A 17833-nucleotide genomic window follows, 5' to 3' on the forward strand; every position below is an offset into this window, starting at 1 on the left:
CGAGCAGGTGCAGGTCCCGAAGCGGGCAGCCGCTCCGGGACCTGCTCCAGGTCAGCCGACCGACACCGCCGACCAGGCCGCGGCCACCGCGTTCTGCTCCGCGCTGCCGGTGCCGTACAGGTCCTTCGCCGCGTCGAGCGTCGCGGTGCGGGCGCCCGCGTACTTGGTGGAGGACGTCATGTAGACGGTCAGCGCCCGGTACCAGATCTTGCCGAGCTTGTCCTTGCCGATGCCGCTCAGCGTCGCCCCGTTGCACGTGGTGCCGTTGTGCTGGACGCCGCCGATGACCTTCGGGCCGCTGCCCTCGGCCAGCAGATACGCGAAGTGGTTGGCGACGCCGGACGAGTAGTGCACATCCAGATTGCCGACCGAGGAGCTCCAGCAGTCCGCCGAGTTGCCGTCCTTGGAGGGCTGGTCCATGAACCGCAACGCGGCCTTCCCGAAGCCGGACTTCACGATCTTCTCGCCGATGAGGTAGTCGCCCGGGTCCTGCGGGTTGTTCGCGTGGAACTCCACCAGCGTGCCGAAGATGTCGGAGGTGGCCTCGTTGAGACCGCCCGACTCACCGGAGTAGGTGAGGGCCGCCGTCTTGGACGTCACGCCGTGCGACATCTCGTGCCCGGCCACATCCAGCGCGACCAGCGGTCCGAAGGTCGAGCCGTCGCCGTCCCCGTACGTCATGCAGAAGCAGCTGTCGTCCCAGAAGGCGTTGTTGTAGCCATTGCCGTAGTGCACCCGGTTGTACGAGCCCTTGCCGTCCCCGGCGATGCCGTTCCGGCCGTGCACGTTCTTGTAGTAGTCCCAGGTGGTGTCCGTGCCGTACTGGGCGTCGACCGCCGCCGATGCGCGGTCGGAGGTGGTGCCGTTGCCCCAGTGGTTGTCGGCGTCGGTGAACAGCACCGCGGGCGCCCGGCTCCAGCAGATGGTGAGGATGCAGCCGTCGGTCTTGTTCTGCGCGTCACCGGAGTAGGTGTTGCCGCGCGTCGCATCCTTGAGCTGGTACGTCGATCCCGACTGGGTCGTCTGCAGCGGGACCGTACCGCTGTACAGCGACCGGCCGTCGCCGGACGCCGTCTCCAGGCTGTCCCAGGCATCGATCTGCCGGCCCGTGCGCGCGTCGGTGAGCACGACGCGGGCGACCGGGTTGCCCAGTGAGTCCTTGCCTGCCGCCTCGGTGCGCCAGGCCAGCTTGGGCGCGCCGTGCAGGGCGTCCACGACGAGCTGCGGCTGTGCGGCGACCTTGCTGAGCTTCACGCCGCGGTGGGCCGAGCGCAGTGCGGCCGCGCCCAGGTCGGCGGCGCCCGACGCGGAGAGCGAGGGGGTCACGGTCGGCACGGCGAGATCGCCGCGGACGGCCCGGTCGGCACTCCGGTACGCGCCGCCGGGTGCGAGGTGGACGATGAAGTCGCCGCCGAGGACCGGAAGATGGCGGTAGGTGCGGTCGTAGCGCACATGCTGGCTGCCGTCCTTGTCGACGACCACATCGCGCACCGCGGTGTCCTGGGCGCCGGTGAGGCCCAGCGCGGCGGCGTGCCCGGTGAGCGCGGCCTCGGCGTGACGGACGGCGGTGGCGGGGCTCGGGGCCGGGTGGCCGGCCGCGGCGGCGCCCGTGGTCGCGGTGAGGGCGGAGGCCAGCAGGGCGGCGCCGACAGCGGCTGTGCCGAGCGGGGTGAGGCGCGATGCATGCCGAATCGATCTCATCGGACTCCTCGGGGTGCGGGGGGAAAGGGCGATCTGAGCGGTGCTTCTGAGCTCGCCTCAGATTTAAGGGTTCATGACATGTCATGTCCATACCGCAACGGTGATGAAGGAGGACACGGCACCGAACCGCCCCGACAATCGACGAGAAGGACACGCCACAGGCACAAGATCCGAAGAGCAGGGCCGAAGAGCTGAGGAGACCGACGGTGACAACGCCGGCATGGCTGACCGTTCTGACCACCACGGACAGCGAGGAGAAGGCCCACGCCCTCGCCCAGGGCGCGGTGGAGGCGCGACTCGCGGCATGCGCGCAGATCTCCGCGCCCGTCACCTCCGTCTACCGGTGGCGGAACGCCATCGAGACCACGGAGGAGTGGCAGGTGCTGTTCAAGACGGTGGCCGGACGCTACGACGAACTGGAGGAACACCTCCGGGCGGCGCACGACTACGAGACCCCGGAGATCATCGCGACGCCGGTGGTACGGGGAAGCGACCGCTACCTCGCCTGGGTGACTGCGGAGACGGCCCCGGTCACGGCCCTCTGACCATGCCGCGGACCGACCCCGAACTGCCCTTCTTCGTCTACGGCACGCTGCTGCCCGGCGAACCCAACCACGACCTGTTCCTCCGGGGCCGGGCGATCGCGGAACAGCCGGCCCTGCTGTCGGGCGCCCTGCTGTACGAAGGCCCCGGCTACCCGTACGCGATCGAGGGCCACGGCACCGTGCGCGGCACGCTCGTCACGGCCGCGCCCGCCGGGTACGCGGAGCTGCTCGTCGTCCTCGACCGGCTGGAGGAGTACGTCGGACCGGGGCACCCGCGCAATCTCTACGAGCGGGTCGCCCGCGAAGTCCGCCTTCCGGGCGCGGTCCCGCCCGCCACCGGAACCGCCCGCGCCTGGGTCTACCTCGCCGCCGCCCCCGTCACCCGCACCCTCCGTACCGGCGGCATCCTCATCCCCGGAGGCGATTGGCTCACCCGGCGGCCGCCTCCACCCGCACCGCGCACACCTTGAACTCCGGCATCCGCGACACCGGGTCCAGGGCCGGGTTCGTCAGCGTGTTGGCCCGGCCCTCACCCGCCCAGTGGAACGGCATGAAGACGGTGTCCTGCCGGATCGCCCCGGTGATCCGGGCGGGCGCCACCGCCCGCCCGCGCCGCGACGTGACCGCCACCGGATCGCCCTCCGCCACCCCGATCCGCTCGGCGAGCCGAGGATGCAGTTCCACGAACGGGCCGGGGGCTGCGGCGTTCAGCTCGTCGACCCGGCGGGTCTGCGCACCCGACTGGTACTGGGCGACCACCCGACCGGTCGTCAGTACCACCGGATACTCCCGGTCGGTCTCCTCGGCGGCCGGACGGTGCGTCACGGGTACGAACCGCGCCCGCCCGTCGTCGGTGGCGAACCGGTCCAGGAACAGCCGCGGTGTACCGGCATGCTGCTCGTCCGGGCACGGCCAGAACATCCCGTTCTCCGCCGCGATCCGCCCGTACGTGATCCCCGCATAGTCGGCGGGACCGCCCGCGGAGGCGCGCCGGAGCTCGTCGAAGACCTCCTCGGGCTCGGTGGGGAACCCCTTGCCGTGCCCGAGGAGCGCGGCCAGCCCGTGCAGCACCTCCAGATCGCTGCGGACGCCGTCCGGTGCGGTGACCGCCCGCTGCCGCAGCAGCACCCTGCCCTCCAGACTGGTCGTCGTCCCGGTCTCCTCCGCCCACTGCGTCACCGGCAGCACCACATCGGCCAGCGCCGCCGTCTCCGACAGCACCACGTCCGCGACCGCGAGGAAGTCCAGTGACCGCAGCCGCTCCTCCACATGCGCGGCGTGCGGCGCGGACACCACCGGGTTGGACCCCATCACCAACAGCGACCGCACGTCCGTCCCCAGCGCGTCGAGGAGCTCGTACGCACTGCGCCCCGGCCCCGGCAGCGAGTCCGGGTCGACCCCCCACACCTGCGCCACATGGCGGCGCGCCGCCGGGTCGGTGATCTTGCGGTAGCCGGGCAACTGGTCGGCCTTCTGCCCGTGTTCGCGCCCGCCCTGGCCGTTGCCCTGCCCGGTCAGACAGCCGTAGCCGGACAGCGGTCTGCCCGCCCGGCCGGTGGCCAGACAGAGGTTGATCCAGGCGCCGACCGTGTCCGTGCCCTTGGACTGCTGCTCGGGTCCGCGCGCGGTCAGCACCATGGCGTTCTGCGCATCGCAGAACATCTCGACTGCCTCCCGCAGTTGCGGCACCGGCACCCCGGTCAGCCGCTCCACCAGCTCCGGCCAGTGCGCCATGACTCCGGCCCTGGCCTCGTCCCAGCCGGTCGTACGGTCGCGCACGAACTCCTCGTCCACCCGGCCGGCCGCCACCACCAGATGCAGCATTCCGAGCGCGAGCGCGAGATCCGTGCCGGGCCGGGGCGCCAGATGCAGATCGGCCTGCTCGGCGGTGCGGGTCCGGCGCGGATCGATGACGATCAACCGGCCACCGTTCTCACGCATTTCGGTCAGAAAGCGCAGCGCGGGCGGCATGGTCTCGGCGAGGTTCGACCCGACGAGGATCACGCACCCGGTGCGCGCGATGTCCTCCAGGGGGAACGGCAGCCCGCGGTCGAGGCCGAAGGCCCGCTGGTGCGCGGCGGCCGCCGACGACATGCAGAACCGCCCGTTGTAGTCGATCTGCGAGGTCGACAGGACGACCCGGGCGAACTTCCCGAGCGCGTACGCCTTCTCGTTGGTGAGCCCGCCGCCGCCGAACACCCCCACGGCATCGGGCCCGTGCACGGCCCGGGTGCGCCGGAGTCCGTCGGCGATCGCGGCCAGCGCCTCGTCCCAGCCGGCCGGCTCCAGCTCGCCACTGACCGCGTCACGCACGAGCGGTCCGGTCAGCCGTACCCGTGAGGAGAGCACGGCCGGCGCGGTCCGGCCCTTGCCGCACAGGGCGCCGCGGTTGACGGGGAAATCGGTACGCTCCACGACCTCGACCACCGCGCCGCCGGTGACCGGTCGCAGATTCATCCCGCACTGCAGTGAGCAGTACGGGCAGTGGGTCGCGGTGGGGGCAGTCTCGGTGCGGGCCATGTGCCCCAGCGTGCGAGCCAGGTGTTACGCGGACGCCCGCGACCGGTTACGCCGCCGGAACGTGGACCTCAGCCCGCCTCCGCCGGGCCCGTGAGGTCGGCCTCCGCCGGGCCGGTGAGGCCGGTCGGCGTCCTCACCGCCCGCCGGTCGCCAGGGCCTCCCCGACCCCGGGCTCCTCGGGCCCCAGGAAGTGCGGATCCGGCTTGAACATCGCGTCCAGTGCCGCCTTCCCCGCCGCGAACACCTCTCGCGTCCCGCCGTAGTACCAAGTCGCATCGTGCTTGGCGTCGACCCCGACCCCGTACGCGTCGATGCCCGCGGCCCGGCACAGCGCGATTGCCCGCCGGATGTGGAACCCCTGGCTCACCAGCACGGCCCGGTCGACCCCGAAGATCTTCTTGGCCCGCACACAGGAGTCCCACGTGTCGAACCCGGCGAAGTCGCTGACGATCCGCTTGTCCGGGACCCCGTGCGCCACGAGATACGCCCGCATGGCATCCGGCTCGTCGTACTCCTCCCGGCTGTTGTCCCCGGTCACCAGTACGACCTTCACCTTGCCGTCGCGGTACAGCTCGGCGGCCGTGCTCAGCCGGTTCGCGAGGTACGGCGACGGCTTCCCGTCCCACAGCCCGGCCCCGAACACCACGGCGACCTGCTGCGCGGGCGCGTCCGCGGTCGTCCGGACACGGGCGTCGGCGACGGAGTACATCCAGGTCGCGGGAGCCAGGCCCAGCACACAGGCTGCCATCACCCCCTGCACGACCCACCGCTGCCCACGCCGCGTACGCGGCCGGCGCGGCCGCAGCCGCCCGAGCCACCCCAGCCATTGCGGCCGCTTCCCTCGCATCGGAGTCCCTCGGTCGGTGTCATTGCGTCAACTGATCGGACGAGCATCAGGTCAAAAGGGTTCTCCACGCCGCGACTTTCTCCATCCGGACCGGCCCCGGTCGCAGGCCGGCGTGCCGTACGCACACCGGGCGCGGACCCCGCCCAATAAAATCGGCCGATGTTGCTTCCCCGGCTGATCGCCTCCGACCTCGACGGCACTCTTCTGCGCCGCGACGGCACCCTCTCGTCCCGCACCCTCCGCGCGCTGCGCTCGGCCGAGAGCGCCGGTGCGGAGGTCGTCCTCGTCACCGCCAGGCCGCCCAGGTTCGTCGACCGGCTCGCCGAGGCGACGGGTCTGACGGGGACAGCGGTGTGCAGCAACGGCGCGCTGGTCTACGACATCGGGACGCGTACGGTCGTCTCCTCCCGCGCCCTGCCCGTCACCGTCGCCCAGCGCGTGGCCACCGCACTCGCCGCCGTCCTGCCCGAGGTGGGGTTCGCCCTGGAGACCGGCAACCAGGTCCTGTACGAACCGGCGTACCGGCTGCGCCTGTCGGAGGACATCGACGCCGAACTGCCCGTAGCGTCCCTGGCGGACCTGTGGCTGACCGACGTACCCGTCACCAAACTCCTCGCCTGGTCCGACCGGCTGGACGCGGACACCCTGCTGGCCGCAGCCCGGCAAGGGGTGGGCCCGGCGGGCAGCGAAGTCCAGTTCACCCACTCCGGCGGGCGCGGGCTCCTGGAGATCAGCGCGTCCGGGGTCACCAAGGCGGACACTCTCGCGGAGCTCTGCGCCGGGCGCGGAATCGACGCCACGGAGGTCATCGCCTTCGGCGACATGCCCAACGACCTGACCGTCCTCGACTGGGCGGGCACCGGATACGCCATGGGCAACGCCCACCCGGCCGTGCTCGCCGCCGTACCGACACACACGGTGTCCAACGAGGAGGACGGGGTGGCCCACGTCCTGGAGCGCCTCTTCGGGCGGCCGACCGCGCCGTGAGCCCGTGGCAAAGACCCGTCACCCCTGCGCAACGACCTGGCAACCTGCGCCCGCCACCATCGGTGCATGACGGAGTCTGCATCGGCACAGCCCCGTGAGTCCCTGCCTCTCGACAGCACAGCGCAACTGTTGACCCGAATCACCGCCCAGCTCGGCGCCCAGCTCAGCCACGTCTCCCTGAACGGAAGGCGCAGACCCATGCACCACCGCACCGGCGACTCCGCACCGGGCTCCGCCACCACCACCCACGCCCCCGCACTCGTCGCCGTGGCGCACGGCAGCCGCGACCCGCAGGCGCTGCGCACGGTCATGAAGCTGCTGGACCGGGTGCGGGAACTGCGCCCGGGGCTGGACGTCCGGCTCGGCCACATCGAGCTGAACGAGCCGCTCCTGCCGGCAACCCTGGCCGGCCTGGGGTCCGGTGACGCCGTTCTCGTACCGCTGCTGCTCGGCCGCGGCCACCACGTCAAGCGGGACATACCTGCGGCACTCGCCGCCGCACCTGCCCTGCGGGCCACAATTGCCGCGCCGCTCGGGCCGCACCCCCTGCTCGTCGAGGCGCTGTACGGGCGGCTCGTCGAAGCGGGCTGGCCGGCCGAGGAGGCCGACAGCCGCGGCTCCGCCGTGGTCCTCGCCGCCGCCGGTTCCCGCGACCCCGATTCGGCCGCGGACACCCGCCGCACCGCACGGATGCTCAGCGAACGGCTCGGCGGGGTGCCCGTCGTCGCCGCGTACACCTCCGCCACCACGCCCACCGTGCCCGTCGTGGTGCGCGCCCTCGCCGCCCGCGGCCGGCACCGGGTCGCCGTCGCCTCGTACTTCACCGCACCCGGCCGCTTCGCGACGGCTGCCGCCGCTGCCGCCCCCGGCACCGCCGCGGCCCCGCTCGGCGCGCACCCCGCGATGGCGCGACTGCTCCTGCACCGCTACGACCAGGCGTTGGCCGGCGCACTCCCGGCACATGAAGTCGCGACGAACGGCCATCTCCTGGCGTCCGCCTGAGCATTCTTGTCGGTCCGGCCGTTTACTGTCGTGACCATGGACGGTACGCGGGGCACACAGGAACACGGCACCACGCCCTATGGTGCGGCCGACACCGAGCGCTGGGACACCGAGCCCGACAAACGGCCGGGCCGCACCGCCTTCCAGCGGGACCGCGCCCGGGTGCTGCACTCCGCCGCGCTGCGCAGACTCGCCGGGAAGACCCAGGTCGTCACGCCCGGCACCCGCAGCCTCGTCTGGGACGCCAGTCCCCGGACCAGACTCACGCACTCGCTGGAATGCGCCCAGGTCGGCCGGGAGCTCGGCGCGGCGCTCGGCTGCGACCCCGACCTGGTCGAGACGGCCTGTCTGGCGCACGACATGGGCCACCCGCCGTTCGGGCACAACGGCGAGCAGGCGCTCAACGACTTCGCCTCCGACTGCGGCGGCTTCGAGGGCAACGCCCAGTCGCTGCGGCTGCTGACCCGGCTGGAGCCGAAGCGGTTCGTGCGCGACGTGCGGACCGGCGAACTGGTCAGCGTCGGGCTCAATCTGACCCGGGCGGCGCTGGACGCCGCCACCAAGTACCCGTGGCCGCGCGGCGGCCACCCCACCGACCCCGGCTCCCGGAAATTCGGGGTGTACGAGGACGACCTGCCGGTCTTCGAGTGGGCCCGCAAGGGCGCCCCGTCGTACCGCAAGTGCTTCGAGGCCCAGGTGATGGACTGGTCCGACGACGTCGCGTACTCGGTGCACGACTTCGAGGACGGCCTGCACGCCGGTCACATCGACCCCAACTGCCTCTTCGCGGAGCCGGAGCGCCGCGAGATCTGGGACGTGGCGATCGGGCGCTACGTCCCTCTCGACACCGACCCGCAGGAGCTGGCCGACGCCCTCGACCGGCTCATCGGCCAGGAGTGGTGGCCGCACGGCTACGACGGATCCGCCGTCGCCCAGGCCCGGCTGAAGGACGCGACGAGCCAGCTGATCGGCCGGTTCTGCCTCGCCGCCGAGACCGCCACCCGCCAGGCGCACGGAGCCGGTCGCCTCGGCAGGTACGCGGCCGAGCTCGTCGTCCCGCGCGAGGCACGCAATGAATGCGCGGTCCTGAAGGCGGTGGCCGACCGCTATGTGATGCAGCGCGCCGAACAGGAAGCGATCCGTGCCGACCAGCGGATCGTCATCGCGGAACTGGCCGCGGCGCTGACCGCGCGCGCCCCCGAGGGCCTGGAACCACAGTTCCGCGCGCTGTACGAGCACGCCTGCGACGACCGGTCCCGCAAGCGCGTCCTGGTCGACCAGATCGCGGCCCTCACGGACGCCTCGGCCCGCTCACTGCACACCTCGCTCACCTCCCGGGGACGGTGAGGGGCCGCCGGGCGGTACCCCGGTGCGGTCACGTCTCCCAGCGCCCTGCCGCCGCGCGCCCTGCCGGAGGCGGACCGGCCGCCCGCGCTCCGGGCCACCGTGCGCTGCGGGCGAAAGGTGCCCCGGCGGGCCGCCGTCCGGGATACGGATGCCTGCCCCCGTACCCCCGTATTCGCCTGCCTGTTCGGCGGCCGCGGGCAAGTCCTGCGGCCGTGGGGCGCGGCGATGACGGTCGGCAACGCCGCAGGTGATGTGCTGGGAGCACATGCCACGCCGGGCGGGCGCGCGGCTCCGCCCGGGGCCCGTTCCGCGCGGCGTGGGCCCCGGCCCGTGGCCACCGGGTGTGACCTGATCGGGGTACACCCTCTTTCGCCATCACGCTGCGTGCGGGACGCTCGCAGGTGGCGGCGGAGCGCAGCAAGCACCGAGGAGGCACCAAAGTGGTCGACGCACATCGGACGTTCGTCATCGTCGGGGGAGGACTGGCCGGAGCGAAGGCAGCCGAGACACTCCGTTCGGAGGGTTTCAGCGGCCGGGTGATCCTGGTCGGCGATGAGCGTGACCATCCGTACGAACGACCTCCCCTCTCCAAGGGCTACCTGGCCGGCAAGGAGGCCCGTGAGAGCGTCTTCGTCCATGAGACGGCCTGGTACGCGGGTGCCGATGTGGAGCTCCACCTCGGCCAGCCCGTCACCGCCATCGACCGTGGCGGCCGCTCCGTGGAGCTCGGCGACGGCACGGTCATCCACTACGACAAGCTGCTGCTCGCCACCGGCGCCGAACCCCGCCGCCTCGACATCCCCGGTACGGATCTGGCCGGGGTCCACCATCTGCGCCGCCTCGCCCACGCCGACCGGCTGAAGAACGTGCTGTCCGCGCTCGGCCGCGACAACGGCCATCTGATGATCGCCGGGGCCGGCTGGATCGGCCTGGAGGTCGCGGCGGCGGCGCGGGGATACGGTGCCGAGGTCACCGTCGTCGAGCCGGAGGCGACCCCGCTGCTCCGGGTCATCGGCCCCGAGCTCGGCCAGATCTTCACCGAACTCCACAGCGACCACGGCGTCCGCTTCCACTTCGGTACCAGGCTCACCGAGATCATCGGTCAGGACGGCATGGTCCTCGCCGCCCGCACCGACGACGGCGAGGAACACCCCGCCCACGACGTCCTCGCCGCTATCGGCGCCGCCCCGCGCGCCGCCCTCGCCGAAGCCGCCGGTCTCGCGATCGCCGCCCGCAGCGACGGCGGCGGCATCGCGGTCGACGCCTCTTTGCGCACCTCCGACCCGGACATCTACGCCGCCGGGGACGTGGCCAACATGCCGCACCCGCTGTTCGGCACCCGGCTGCGCGTGGAGCACTGGGCGAACGCGCTCAACAGCGGCCCGGCCGCCGCCCGCGCCATGCTCGGCCGGGACGTCGGCTACGACCGCGTGCCGTACTTCTTCTCCGACCAGTACGACCTGGGGCTCGAATACTCGGGCTGGGCGCCGCCGGGCTCGTACGACCAGGTCGTCATCCGCGGCGACGCGGGCAAGCGGGAGTTCATCGCGTTCTGGCTGAAGGACCGCAGGGTGCTGGCCGGGATGAACGTCAATGTGTGGGATGTCACCGAGACCGTGCAGGAGCTGATCCGGACCGGCCGGCAGATCGACCCGGACGCGCTGGCGGACCCGTCGGTGCCCCTGGAGTCGCTGATCTGAGCGGTATCAGGACAGTGTTCTGCGCCGTGTTCCCCGCCGTCTTCTCCGTCGCGTTCTCCGTCGCCCGGCGGTCGTGATCAGGGTGTCGTCCGGCGCCCGCGACGACGACCGCGGGCTCCTGCTGTCCGCCCTCACCCGTAGACTTCACCCGTGGCAGGCAGGATCAATGACGACGATGTGAAGGCGGTCCGGGACGCGGTCCCGATCGACGCCGTCGTTTCGGAGTACCTCCAGCTGCGGAACGCGGGCGGGGGCAACCTCAAGGGGCTCTGCCCGTTCCACGACGAGAAGTCGCCCTCCTTCCAGGTCAGCCCGAGCAAGGGACTCTTCCACTGCTTCGGCTGCCAGGAGGGCGGCGACACCATCGCGTTCGTGATGAAGATCGACCACCTCTCCTTCTCCGAGACGGTCGAGCGGCTCGCCGCCAAGGCGGGCATCACCCTGCGCTACGAGGAGGGCGGCTACAACCCCTCCCACCAGCGCGGCGAGCGCATCCGGCTGGTCGAGGCGCACAAGGCCGCCGCCCAGTTCTATGTCGAGCAGCTGGACAGTCCCGAGGCGGAGATCGGCCGGAAGTTCCTCGCCGAGCGCGGCTTCGACCAGGCGGCGGCCGCCCACTTCGGCGTCGGCTACAGCCCGGCCGGCTGGGACCACCTCACCCGCTACCTCCGGGGCAAGGGGTTCAGCGACCGGGAGCTGATCACCTCGGGCCTCTCCCAGGACGGCCGCCGCGGTCCCATCGACCGCTTCCGTGGCCGGCTGATGTGGCCGATCAGCGACACATCCGGCGAGGTCGTCGGCTTCGGTGCCCGCAAGCTCCGCGACGACGACAACGGGCCCAAGTACCTCAACACCCCCGAGACCGCGATCTACAAGAAGTCGCAGGTGCTGTACGGCATCGACCTCGCGAAGAAGGACATCGCGAAGGCCAGCCGGGCCGTCGTCGTCGAGGGCTACACCGACGTCATGGCCTGCCACCTCGCCGGCATCACCACCGCCATCGCCACCTGCGGTACGGCCTTCGGCGGCGACCACATCAAGATCCTCCGCCGGCTCCTGATGGACAACGGCAGCGCCCGGGTGATCTTCACGTTCGACGGAGACGCGGCCGGTCAGAAGGCCGCCCTGCGGGCCTTCGAGGATGATCAGAAGTTTGCCGCGGAGACGTACATCGCGATCGCCCCGGACAACATGGACCCGTGCGATCTGCGGCTCGTCAAGGGCGACGAGGCCGTCCGCGACCTGGTCGAACCACGCACGCCGCTCTTCGAGTTCGCGCTCCGCCAGATCGTCGGGCGGTACGACCTGGAGACCCCCGCGGGCCGCGGCGCAGCCCTCGACGAGGCCGCCCCCGTCGTCGCCCGGATCAAGAACAGCTCCTCGCAGCACGAGGTCGCCGTCCAGCTGGCCGGGATGCTCGGCATCCTCGACACCCAGTTCGTCGTCAAGCGCGTCGCCCAGCTGGCCCGCTGGGCCCGCGACCGCGGCGACCGGGGCCCCGCCCCTGTGCCCACCCGCGGCGGCCCCCAGCACCAGCAGGCCCGGCCCACCGCCGGCCCGTCGGGTCCCGCGCTCCATCTCCGCAGTCCCGCCCACCGCACCGAGCGCGAGCTGCTCAAGCTCGCCCTGCAGCGGCCCGCCCTGGTCGCCCCGGCCTTCGACGCCTACGGGGTCGACGAGTTCACCGCCCCGCCGTACGCGGCGGTGCGGCAGTGCATCGCCGAGGCGGGCGGTGCCGAGCGGGGCCTCGCCGACACCCGCGAGTACCTGGTCGGCGTCCTCGGTGCCGCTCCCAACGACACGGTGCGCAAGCTGGTCACCGAGCTCGCCGTGGAGGTCTTCCACGGCAAGTCCATCGACGAGGCGTACGCGGGCGAGCACCTGGTCAAGGTCCGGCTGCGTGCCGTCGACCGCCGGATCAACGACGTCCAGGGCAGCCTCAGCCGTCTCGGCAGCAATGTGGCTCCCGACCATCTGGCGGCCGCGCAGAACGAGGTCTGGGTCCTCCAGCAGTACGCCCAGTCCCTGCGCAACAACGGCGCCGACGCGCTCTGACGCGACCGGGGCCGGTCCGGCGGATCATGGCCGGGCCCGGCCTCCGCGCGCGTAACCGGCCGGTTACGGACCGGACTCAGAAAGTCCGCGCACGCCCCTCGTGGCGGTGATGTGTCTTCCCCCACACTGGGGGGCGGTGCCTGAGTCATCGGAGCGCGGTCGGCCCACTGCACGGTGGACCTCCCATCCCCGCGATCCGGCAGCGATCACCTGGAGGTCGCCCCCGTGCAGACCCGGACCGTGACCACAACCGAGCGTGTCTCGGCCGTCCCCGCGCAGAACCGGGCCATGCATCATCCGGAGGCAGCGGTGGACCCACTGACACCCGAACCGCCCGAACCGTCGGAACCGCCCGAGTCGGTCGTCGCAGCCGACGCCGTCCTGGAGGAGCAGGCGGAGGTGCCCGAACTCCCGGAGTCGCGCGGCCGCACCGACACCAGCGGCCCGTCCTCCGACCTCTTCCGTCAGTACCTGCGGGAGATCGGACGCATCCCGCTGCTCACCGCCGCCGACGAGGTGGAGCTCGCCCGCCGCGTCGAGGCCGGCCTCTTCGCCGAGGAGCGGCTCGCGAGAACCCCGGACCCGGACTCCCGACTCGCCGTCGATCTGGACCGGTTGGTGGTCATGGGGCGGATGGCGAAGCGCCGCCTGATCGAGGCGAACCTGCGCCTCGTCGTCTCCGTCGCCAAACGCTACGTCGGCCGCGGGCTGACCATGCTCGATCTGGTCCAGGAGGGGAACCTCGGACTGATCAGGGCCGTCGAGAAATTCGACTACGCCCGGGGCTACAAGTTCTCTACGTACGCGACCTGGTGGATCCGGCAGGCCATGTCCCGCGCCCTCGCCGACCAGGCGCGGACGATAAGGGTCCCGGTCCATGTCGTCGAGTTGATCAACCGCGTCGTACGGGTGCAGCGCCGGATGCTCCAGGAACGCGGCTACGAGCCGACGCCCGAAGAGGTCGCCGCCCAGCTGGACCTGACGCCGGAACGGGTCGGCGAAGTGCTGCGGCTCGCTCAGGAACCCGTCTCGCTGCACGCACCGGTCGGTGAGGAGGACGACGTCGCGCTCGGCGACCTGATCGAGGACGGAGACGCGGCGTCCCCCGTGGAGTCCGCCGCGTTCCTGCTGCTGCGCGAGCACCTCGAAGCGGTGCTCTCCACCTTGGGCGAGCGGGAGCGGAAGGTGGTCCAGCTGCGCTACGGGCTGGACGACGGCCGGCCCCGCACACTCGAAGAGATAGGCCGGATCTTCGGCGTGACACGCGAACGCATCCGCCAGATCGAATCCAAGACCCTCAACAAGCTGCGGGACCACGCCTTCGCCGACCAGCTCCGCGGCTACCTGGACTGAGGTCGTACCGAAGAGATCAGTCGACCTCGGCGACCGCCTGCGCGAACTGCGCCGCATACAGCCGGGCGTACGCCCCCTGCGCCTCCAACAGCTCGTCGTGCGTGCCCTGTTCGACGATCGACCCGTTCTCCATCACCAGGATGACGTCCGCATCTCGGATGGTGGAGAGCCGGTGCGCGATCACAAAGCTCGTACGGCCGTGCGCGAGGCGGGCCATCGCCTTCTGGATCAGCACCTCGGTACGGGTGTCGACGGAGCTCGTGGCCTCGTCGAGCACCAGGATCACCGGGTCCGACAGGAACGCCCGCGCGATGGTGATCAGCTGCTTCTCGCCCGCGCTGACCCCGGTGCCCTCGTCGTCGATCACCGTGTCGTAACCGTCCGGCAGGGTACGGATGAAGCGGTCGGCGTGGGCCGCCCTCGCCGCCTCCTCGATCTCCTCCCGGGTGACCTCGCGCGAAGCGCCGTACGCGATGTTGTCCGCGATCGACCCGCCGAACAGCCAGGTGTCCTGCAGGACCATGCCGATCCCCGACCGCAGCTCGTCGCGCGACATCTGCGCCACGTCGACGCCGTCGAGTGCGATCCGGCCGCCCGTCACCTCGTAGAACCGCATCAGCAGGTTGACCAGCGTCGTCTTGCCGGCGCCGGTCGGGCCGACGATCGCGACCGTGTGGCCCGGTTCGACGTTCAGCGACAGATTCTCGATGAGCGGCTTGTCCGGCTCGTACCGGAACGACACCTTCTCCAGCGAGACGCTGCCGAGCAGCTCTGCCGGGCGCCCACCGGTCCGGGCGTCGGGACCCTGCTCCTCGGCGTCCAGCAGCTCGAAGATCCGCTCGGCCGAGGCGACACCCGACTGCACCAGGTTCGCCATCGAGGCGACCTGCGTCAGCGGCATCGAGAACTGCCGCGAGTACTGGATGAACGCCTGGACGTCACCGATCGACAGTGCACCCGACGCCACCCGCAACCCACCGACGACGGCTATCAGCACATAGTTCAGGTTCGACACGAACATCATCAGCGGCTGCATGATCCCGCTGTTGAACTGCGCCCGGAAGCTCGCCTCGTACAGTGCGTCGTTCTGCTCGGCGAAGTCCCTCGCGGACTCCTCCTGCCGCCCGAAGACCTTCACCAGGGAGTGCCCGGTGTACATCTCCTCGATATGGGCGTTGAGCTTTCCCGTCACCTTCCACTGCTGCACGAACTGCGGCTGCGACCGCTTGCCGACCTTCGTCGCCACGACCACCGACAGCGGCACCGTCACCAGCGCGACCAGGGCCAGCAGCGGCGAGATCCAGAACATCATGATCAGCACGCCGACGATGGTGAGCAGGGAGTTGATGAGCTGGCCCATCGTCTGCTGCATCGTCTGAGAGATGTTGTCGATGTCGTTCGTCGCCCGGCTGAGCACCTCGCCGCGCTTGGCCCGGTCGAAGTACGACAGCGGCAGCCGCGCCAGCTTCGTCTGGATGTCCTCGCGCAGCTGGAACACGACCTGGTTGATGATCCGGATCGACAGCCGGGTCGCCACCAGCATCAGCAGACCGGCACCGACATAGACCGCCAGCGCCGTCAGCAGTACGTCGCCCACTGCACCGAAGTCGATGCCGTGGCCGGGGATGAAGTCGACCCCGGAGAGCAGGTCGGCCAGGCCGCTGTTGGTCTTGCGCAGGCCCTCGACGGCCTGCTCCTTCGTCGTGCCCTCGGGCAGCCGCCGGCCGATGACCCCGGCGAACACCAGGTCGGTCGCCCTGCCGAGGATCTTCGGTCCCACCACCGAGAGGCCGACGCTCAGCACGCAGGCCGCCAGCATCCCGTAGAGCGAGGCCCTCTCCGTCGCGAAGCGCTTCAGCAGCCGCTTCGAGGACCCCTTGAAGTCCATGGACCGGTCGGTCGGCGCCCCGCCCGCCATCATGCGTCCGCCAGGCCCGGCCATTACGCGGCCTCCGCTTCCGTCAGCTGGGAGAGCACGATCTCCCGGTAGGTTTCATTGCCGTCCATCAGCTCGTGATGGGTACCGGAGCCGACGACCCGGCCCTCGTCGAGCACCAGGATCCGGTCCGCGTCACGGATGGTGGACACCCGCTGGGCCACGATCACCACGGTCGACTCGGCGGTCTCCTGCGACAGCGCCCGGCGCAGCGCGGCATCCGTCGCATAGTCGAGCGCGGAGAACGAGTCGTCGAAGAGATAGATCTCCGGTCGCTGCACCAGCGTCCTCGCGATCGCGAGTCGCTGCCGCTGCCCGCCGGAGACATTGGTGCCGCCCTGCGCGATCGGTGCGTGCAGCCCGTGCTCCAGCTCCTCGACGAACTCCTTGGCCTGCGCGACCTCCAGCGCGTGCCACAGCTCCTCGTCGGTCGCGTCCGGGTTTCCGTACCGCAGATTCGTCGCGACCGTCCCGGAGAACAGATACGGCTTCTGCGGAACCAGACTCACCGTCTTCGCCAGCAGCGTCGGCTCCAGCGTCCGTACGTCCGTGCCGTCGACCAGTACGTGACCGTCCGTCACATCGAACAGCCGCGGTACGAGACCGAGCAGCGTCGACTTCCCGCTGCCCGTCGACCCGATGATCGCGGTCGTCTCACCGGGCCGCGCCACCAGATCCACCGACCGCAACACCGGCTCCTCGGCGCCCGGGTAGCGGAAGTCCGCAGCCCGCACCTCCAGATGGCCGTGGGCGCGCAGCTCCCGCACCGGCTCGACCGGCGGCACCACGCTCGAATCGGTCTCCAGCACTTCCTGGATGCGCTCGGCACACACCTCTGCGCGCGGCACCATCATGAACATGAAGGTGGCCATCATCACGGACATGACGATCTGCATCAGGTAGGAGAGGAACGCGGTCAGCGCGCCGATCTCCATACCGCCGCTGTCGATCCGGTGCGCACCGAACCAGACCACGGCGATCGACGACACGTTCACGACCGTCATCACGGTCGGGAACATCAGCGCCATCAGACGCCCGGTGGAGAGCGCCACATCGGTCAACTCGGTGTTGGCGCCCCGGAACCGCTTCTCCTCGTACCCGTCGCGGACGAATGCGCGGATGACCCGGTTGCCGGTGATCTGCTCGCGCAGCACCCGGTTCACCGTGTCGAGCCGCTCCTGCATCGTGCGGAACAGCGGCCGCATCCGCCGCACGATGAGACTCACCGCGATGCCGAGCACCGGCACCACCGCGAGCAGCACCGCCGACAGCGGAACGTCCTGGCCGAGCGCCATGATGATGCCGCCGACACACATGATCGGCGCCGAGACCATCATGGTGAACGTCATCAGGACCAGCATCTGGACCTGCTGGACGTCATTGGTCGTACGGGTGATCAGCGAGGGTGCCCCGAAGCGTCCGACCTCACGTGCCGAGAACGACTGAACCCGGTCGAAGACCGACGCCCGGACATCCCGGCCCAGTGCGGCCGCAGTTCGCGCACCGTAGAAGACGGCCCCCGTGTTGCAGACGACCTGGGCGATGGAGACGGCGATCATGATGCCGCCGTACGTCAGGATGTAGCCGGTGTCCCCCTCGACGACACCGTTGTCAATGATGTCGGCGTTGAGAGAGGGGAGATAGAGAGTGGCGCAGGTCTGCAGCAGCTGGAGAGCCACCAACAGCATGATCGGTTTCTTGTACGGGCCGAGGCAGGCCCGCAGGAGTTTTATGAGCACGCGTGTCTCTCGGAGTCGGCAGGAGGTCGGGAGTCGACTCATTTTCCGGCAAGGCCCGGCGTGACCGCGAACGTTTTTCCTCAAGCCCAGGTCAAAAACAT

13 protein-coding genes are annotated in these 17833 nt (G+C 70.8%); 8 read left to right on the forward strand and 5 right to left on the reverse strand.

Translation table 11 applies throughout. The features are described from left to right. Positions 1-51: 51 nt before the first annotated feature. Complete coding sequence (locus OHA03_RS20680) at positions 52-1701, reverse strand: M4 family metallopeptidase (protein ID WP_267005293.1); 1650 nt, start codon at positions 1699-1701, stop codon at positions 52-54. Positions 1702-1907: 206 nt separating this feature from the next. Between OHA03_RS20680 and cutA the strand changes: the two genes are divergently transcribed. Beyond that, positions 1908-2246: a divalent-cation tolerance protein CutA gene (gene cutA, locus OHA03_RS20685; protein ID WP_030970255.1), complete on the forward strand. Its 339-nt coding sequence runs from the start codon at positions 1908-1910 to the stop codon at positions 2244-2246. Between the two features lie 2 nt (positions 2247-2248). Then, positions 2249-2716, forward strand: coding sequence for a gamma-glutamylcyclotransferase family protein (locus tag OHA03_RS20690; protein WP_267005294.1), 468 nt, complete (start codon positions 2249-2251; stop codon positions 2714-2716). Here OHA03_RS20690 and OHA03_RS20695 read toward each other — a convergent pair. Both OHA03_RS20695 and OHA03_RS20700 read right to left on the reverse strand, forming a co-directional pair. Further along, a complete protein-coding gene (locus OHA03_RS20695) occupies positions 2676-4766 on the reverse strand; it encodes a molybdopterin oxidoreductase family protein (RefSeq protein WP_267005295.1) in 2091 nt (696 codons plus the stop codon). The two genes, OHA03_RS20690 and OHA03_RS20695, sit on opposite strands and share 41 nt — an antisense overlap. Before the next feature lie 133 nt (positions 4767-4899). Continuing rightward, positions 4900-5613, reverse strand: a complete 714-nt coding sequence (locus OHA03_RS20700; RefSeq protein WP_267005296.1) for a vancomycin high temperature exclusion protein — start codon at positions 5611-5613, stop codon at positions 4900-4902. Positions 5614-5787: 174 nt separating this feature from the next. On the opposite strand from OHA03_RS20700, the gene OHA03_RS20705 reads away from it, so the two are divergent. The 6 genes from OHA03_RS20705 to OHA03_RS20730 all read left to right on the forward strand — a co-directional run bounded on the left by OHA03_RS20705 (position 5788) and on the right by OHA03_RS20730 (position 14057). Beyond that, a complete protein-coding gene (locus OHA03_RS20705) occupies positions 5788-6600 on the forward strand; it encodes a Cof-type HAD-IIB family hydrolase (protein ID WP_267008110.1) in 813 nt (270 codons plus the stop codon). A gap of 66 nt (positions 6601-6666) precedes the next feature. After that, positions 6667-7602, forward strand: a complete 936-nt coding sequence (locus OHA03_RS20710) for a sirohydrochlorin chelatase (protein ID WP_267005297.1) — start codon at positions 6667-6669, stop codon at positions 7600-7602. Positions 7603-7638: 36 nt separating this feature from the next. Further along, on the forward strand, positions 7639-8949 hold the full coding sequence (locus tag OHA03_RS20715; protein ID WP_267005298.1) for a deoxyguanosinetriphosphate triphosphohydrolase: 1311 nt from the start codon (positions 7639-7641) through the stop codon (positions 8947-8949). A 440-nt stretch (positions 8950-9389) separates the two neighbouring features. Further along, positions 9390-10649 (forward strand): NAD(P)/FAD-dependent oxidoreductase, encoded by a 1260-nt coding sequence (locus OHA03_RS20720; RefSeq protein WP_267005299.1) that lies wholly within the window; start codon positions 9390-9392, stop codon positions 10647-10649. A 150-nt stretch (positions 10650-10799) separates the two neighbouring features. Further along, on the forward strand, positions 10800-12704 hold the full coding sequence (dnaG, locus tag OHA03_RS20725; RefSeq protein WP_267005300.1) for a DNA primase: 1905 nt from the start codon (positions 10800-10802) through the stop codon (positions 12702-12704). Between the two features lie 225 nt (positions 12705-12929). Next, positions 12930-14057, forward strand: coding sequence for an RNA polymerase sigma factor (locus OHA03_RS20730; protein ID WP_267005301.1), 1128 nt, complete (start codon positions 12930-12932; stop codon positions 14055-14057). A 16-nt stretch (positions 14058-14073) separates the two neighbouring features. On the opposite strand, the gene OHA03_RS20735 is transcribed toward OHA03_RS20730, so the two are convergent. Continuing rightward, positions 14074-15999 carry an ABC transporter ATP-binding protein gene (locus OHA03_RS20735; RefSeq protein ID WP_267005302.1) on the reverse strand — a complete coding sequence of 642 codons (1926 nt, stop codon included), beginning with the start codon at positions 15997-15999 and terminating at the stop codon, positions 14074-14076. Next, the gene (locus tag OHA03_RS20740) at positions 15999-17732 is read right to left on the reverse strand and encodes an ABC transporter ATP-binding protein (RefSeq protein ID WP_267005303.1); all 1734 of its coding nucleotides are present in this window, start codon (positions 17730-17732) and stop codon (positions 15999-16001) included. Before OHA03_RS20740 ends, OHA03_RS20735 begins: the two co-directional genes overlap by 1 nt. Positions 17733-17833: the final 101 nt, after the last annotated feature.

It is taken from the genome of Streptomyces sp. NBC_00154 (genome assembly GCF_026342835.1).
Taxonomy (GTDB): domain Bacteria; phylum Actinomycetota; class Actinomycetes; order Streptomycetales; family Streptomycetaceae; genus Streptomyces.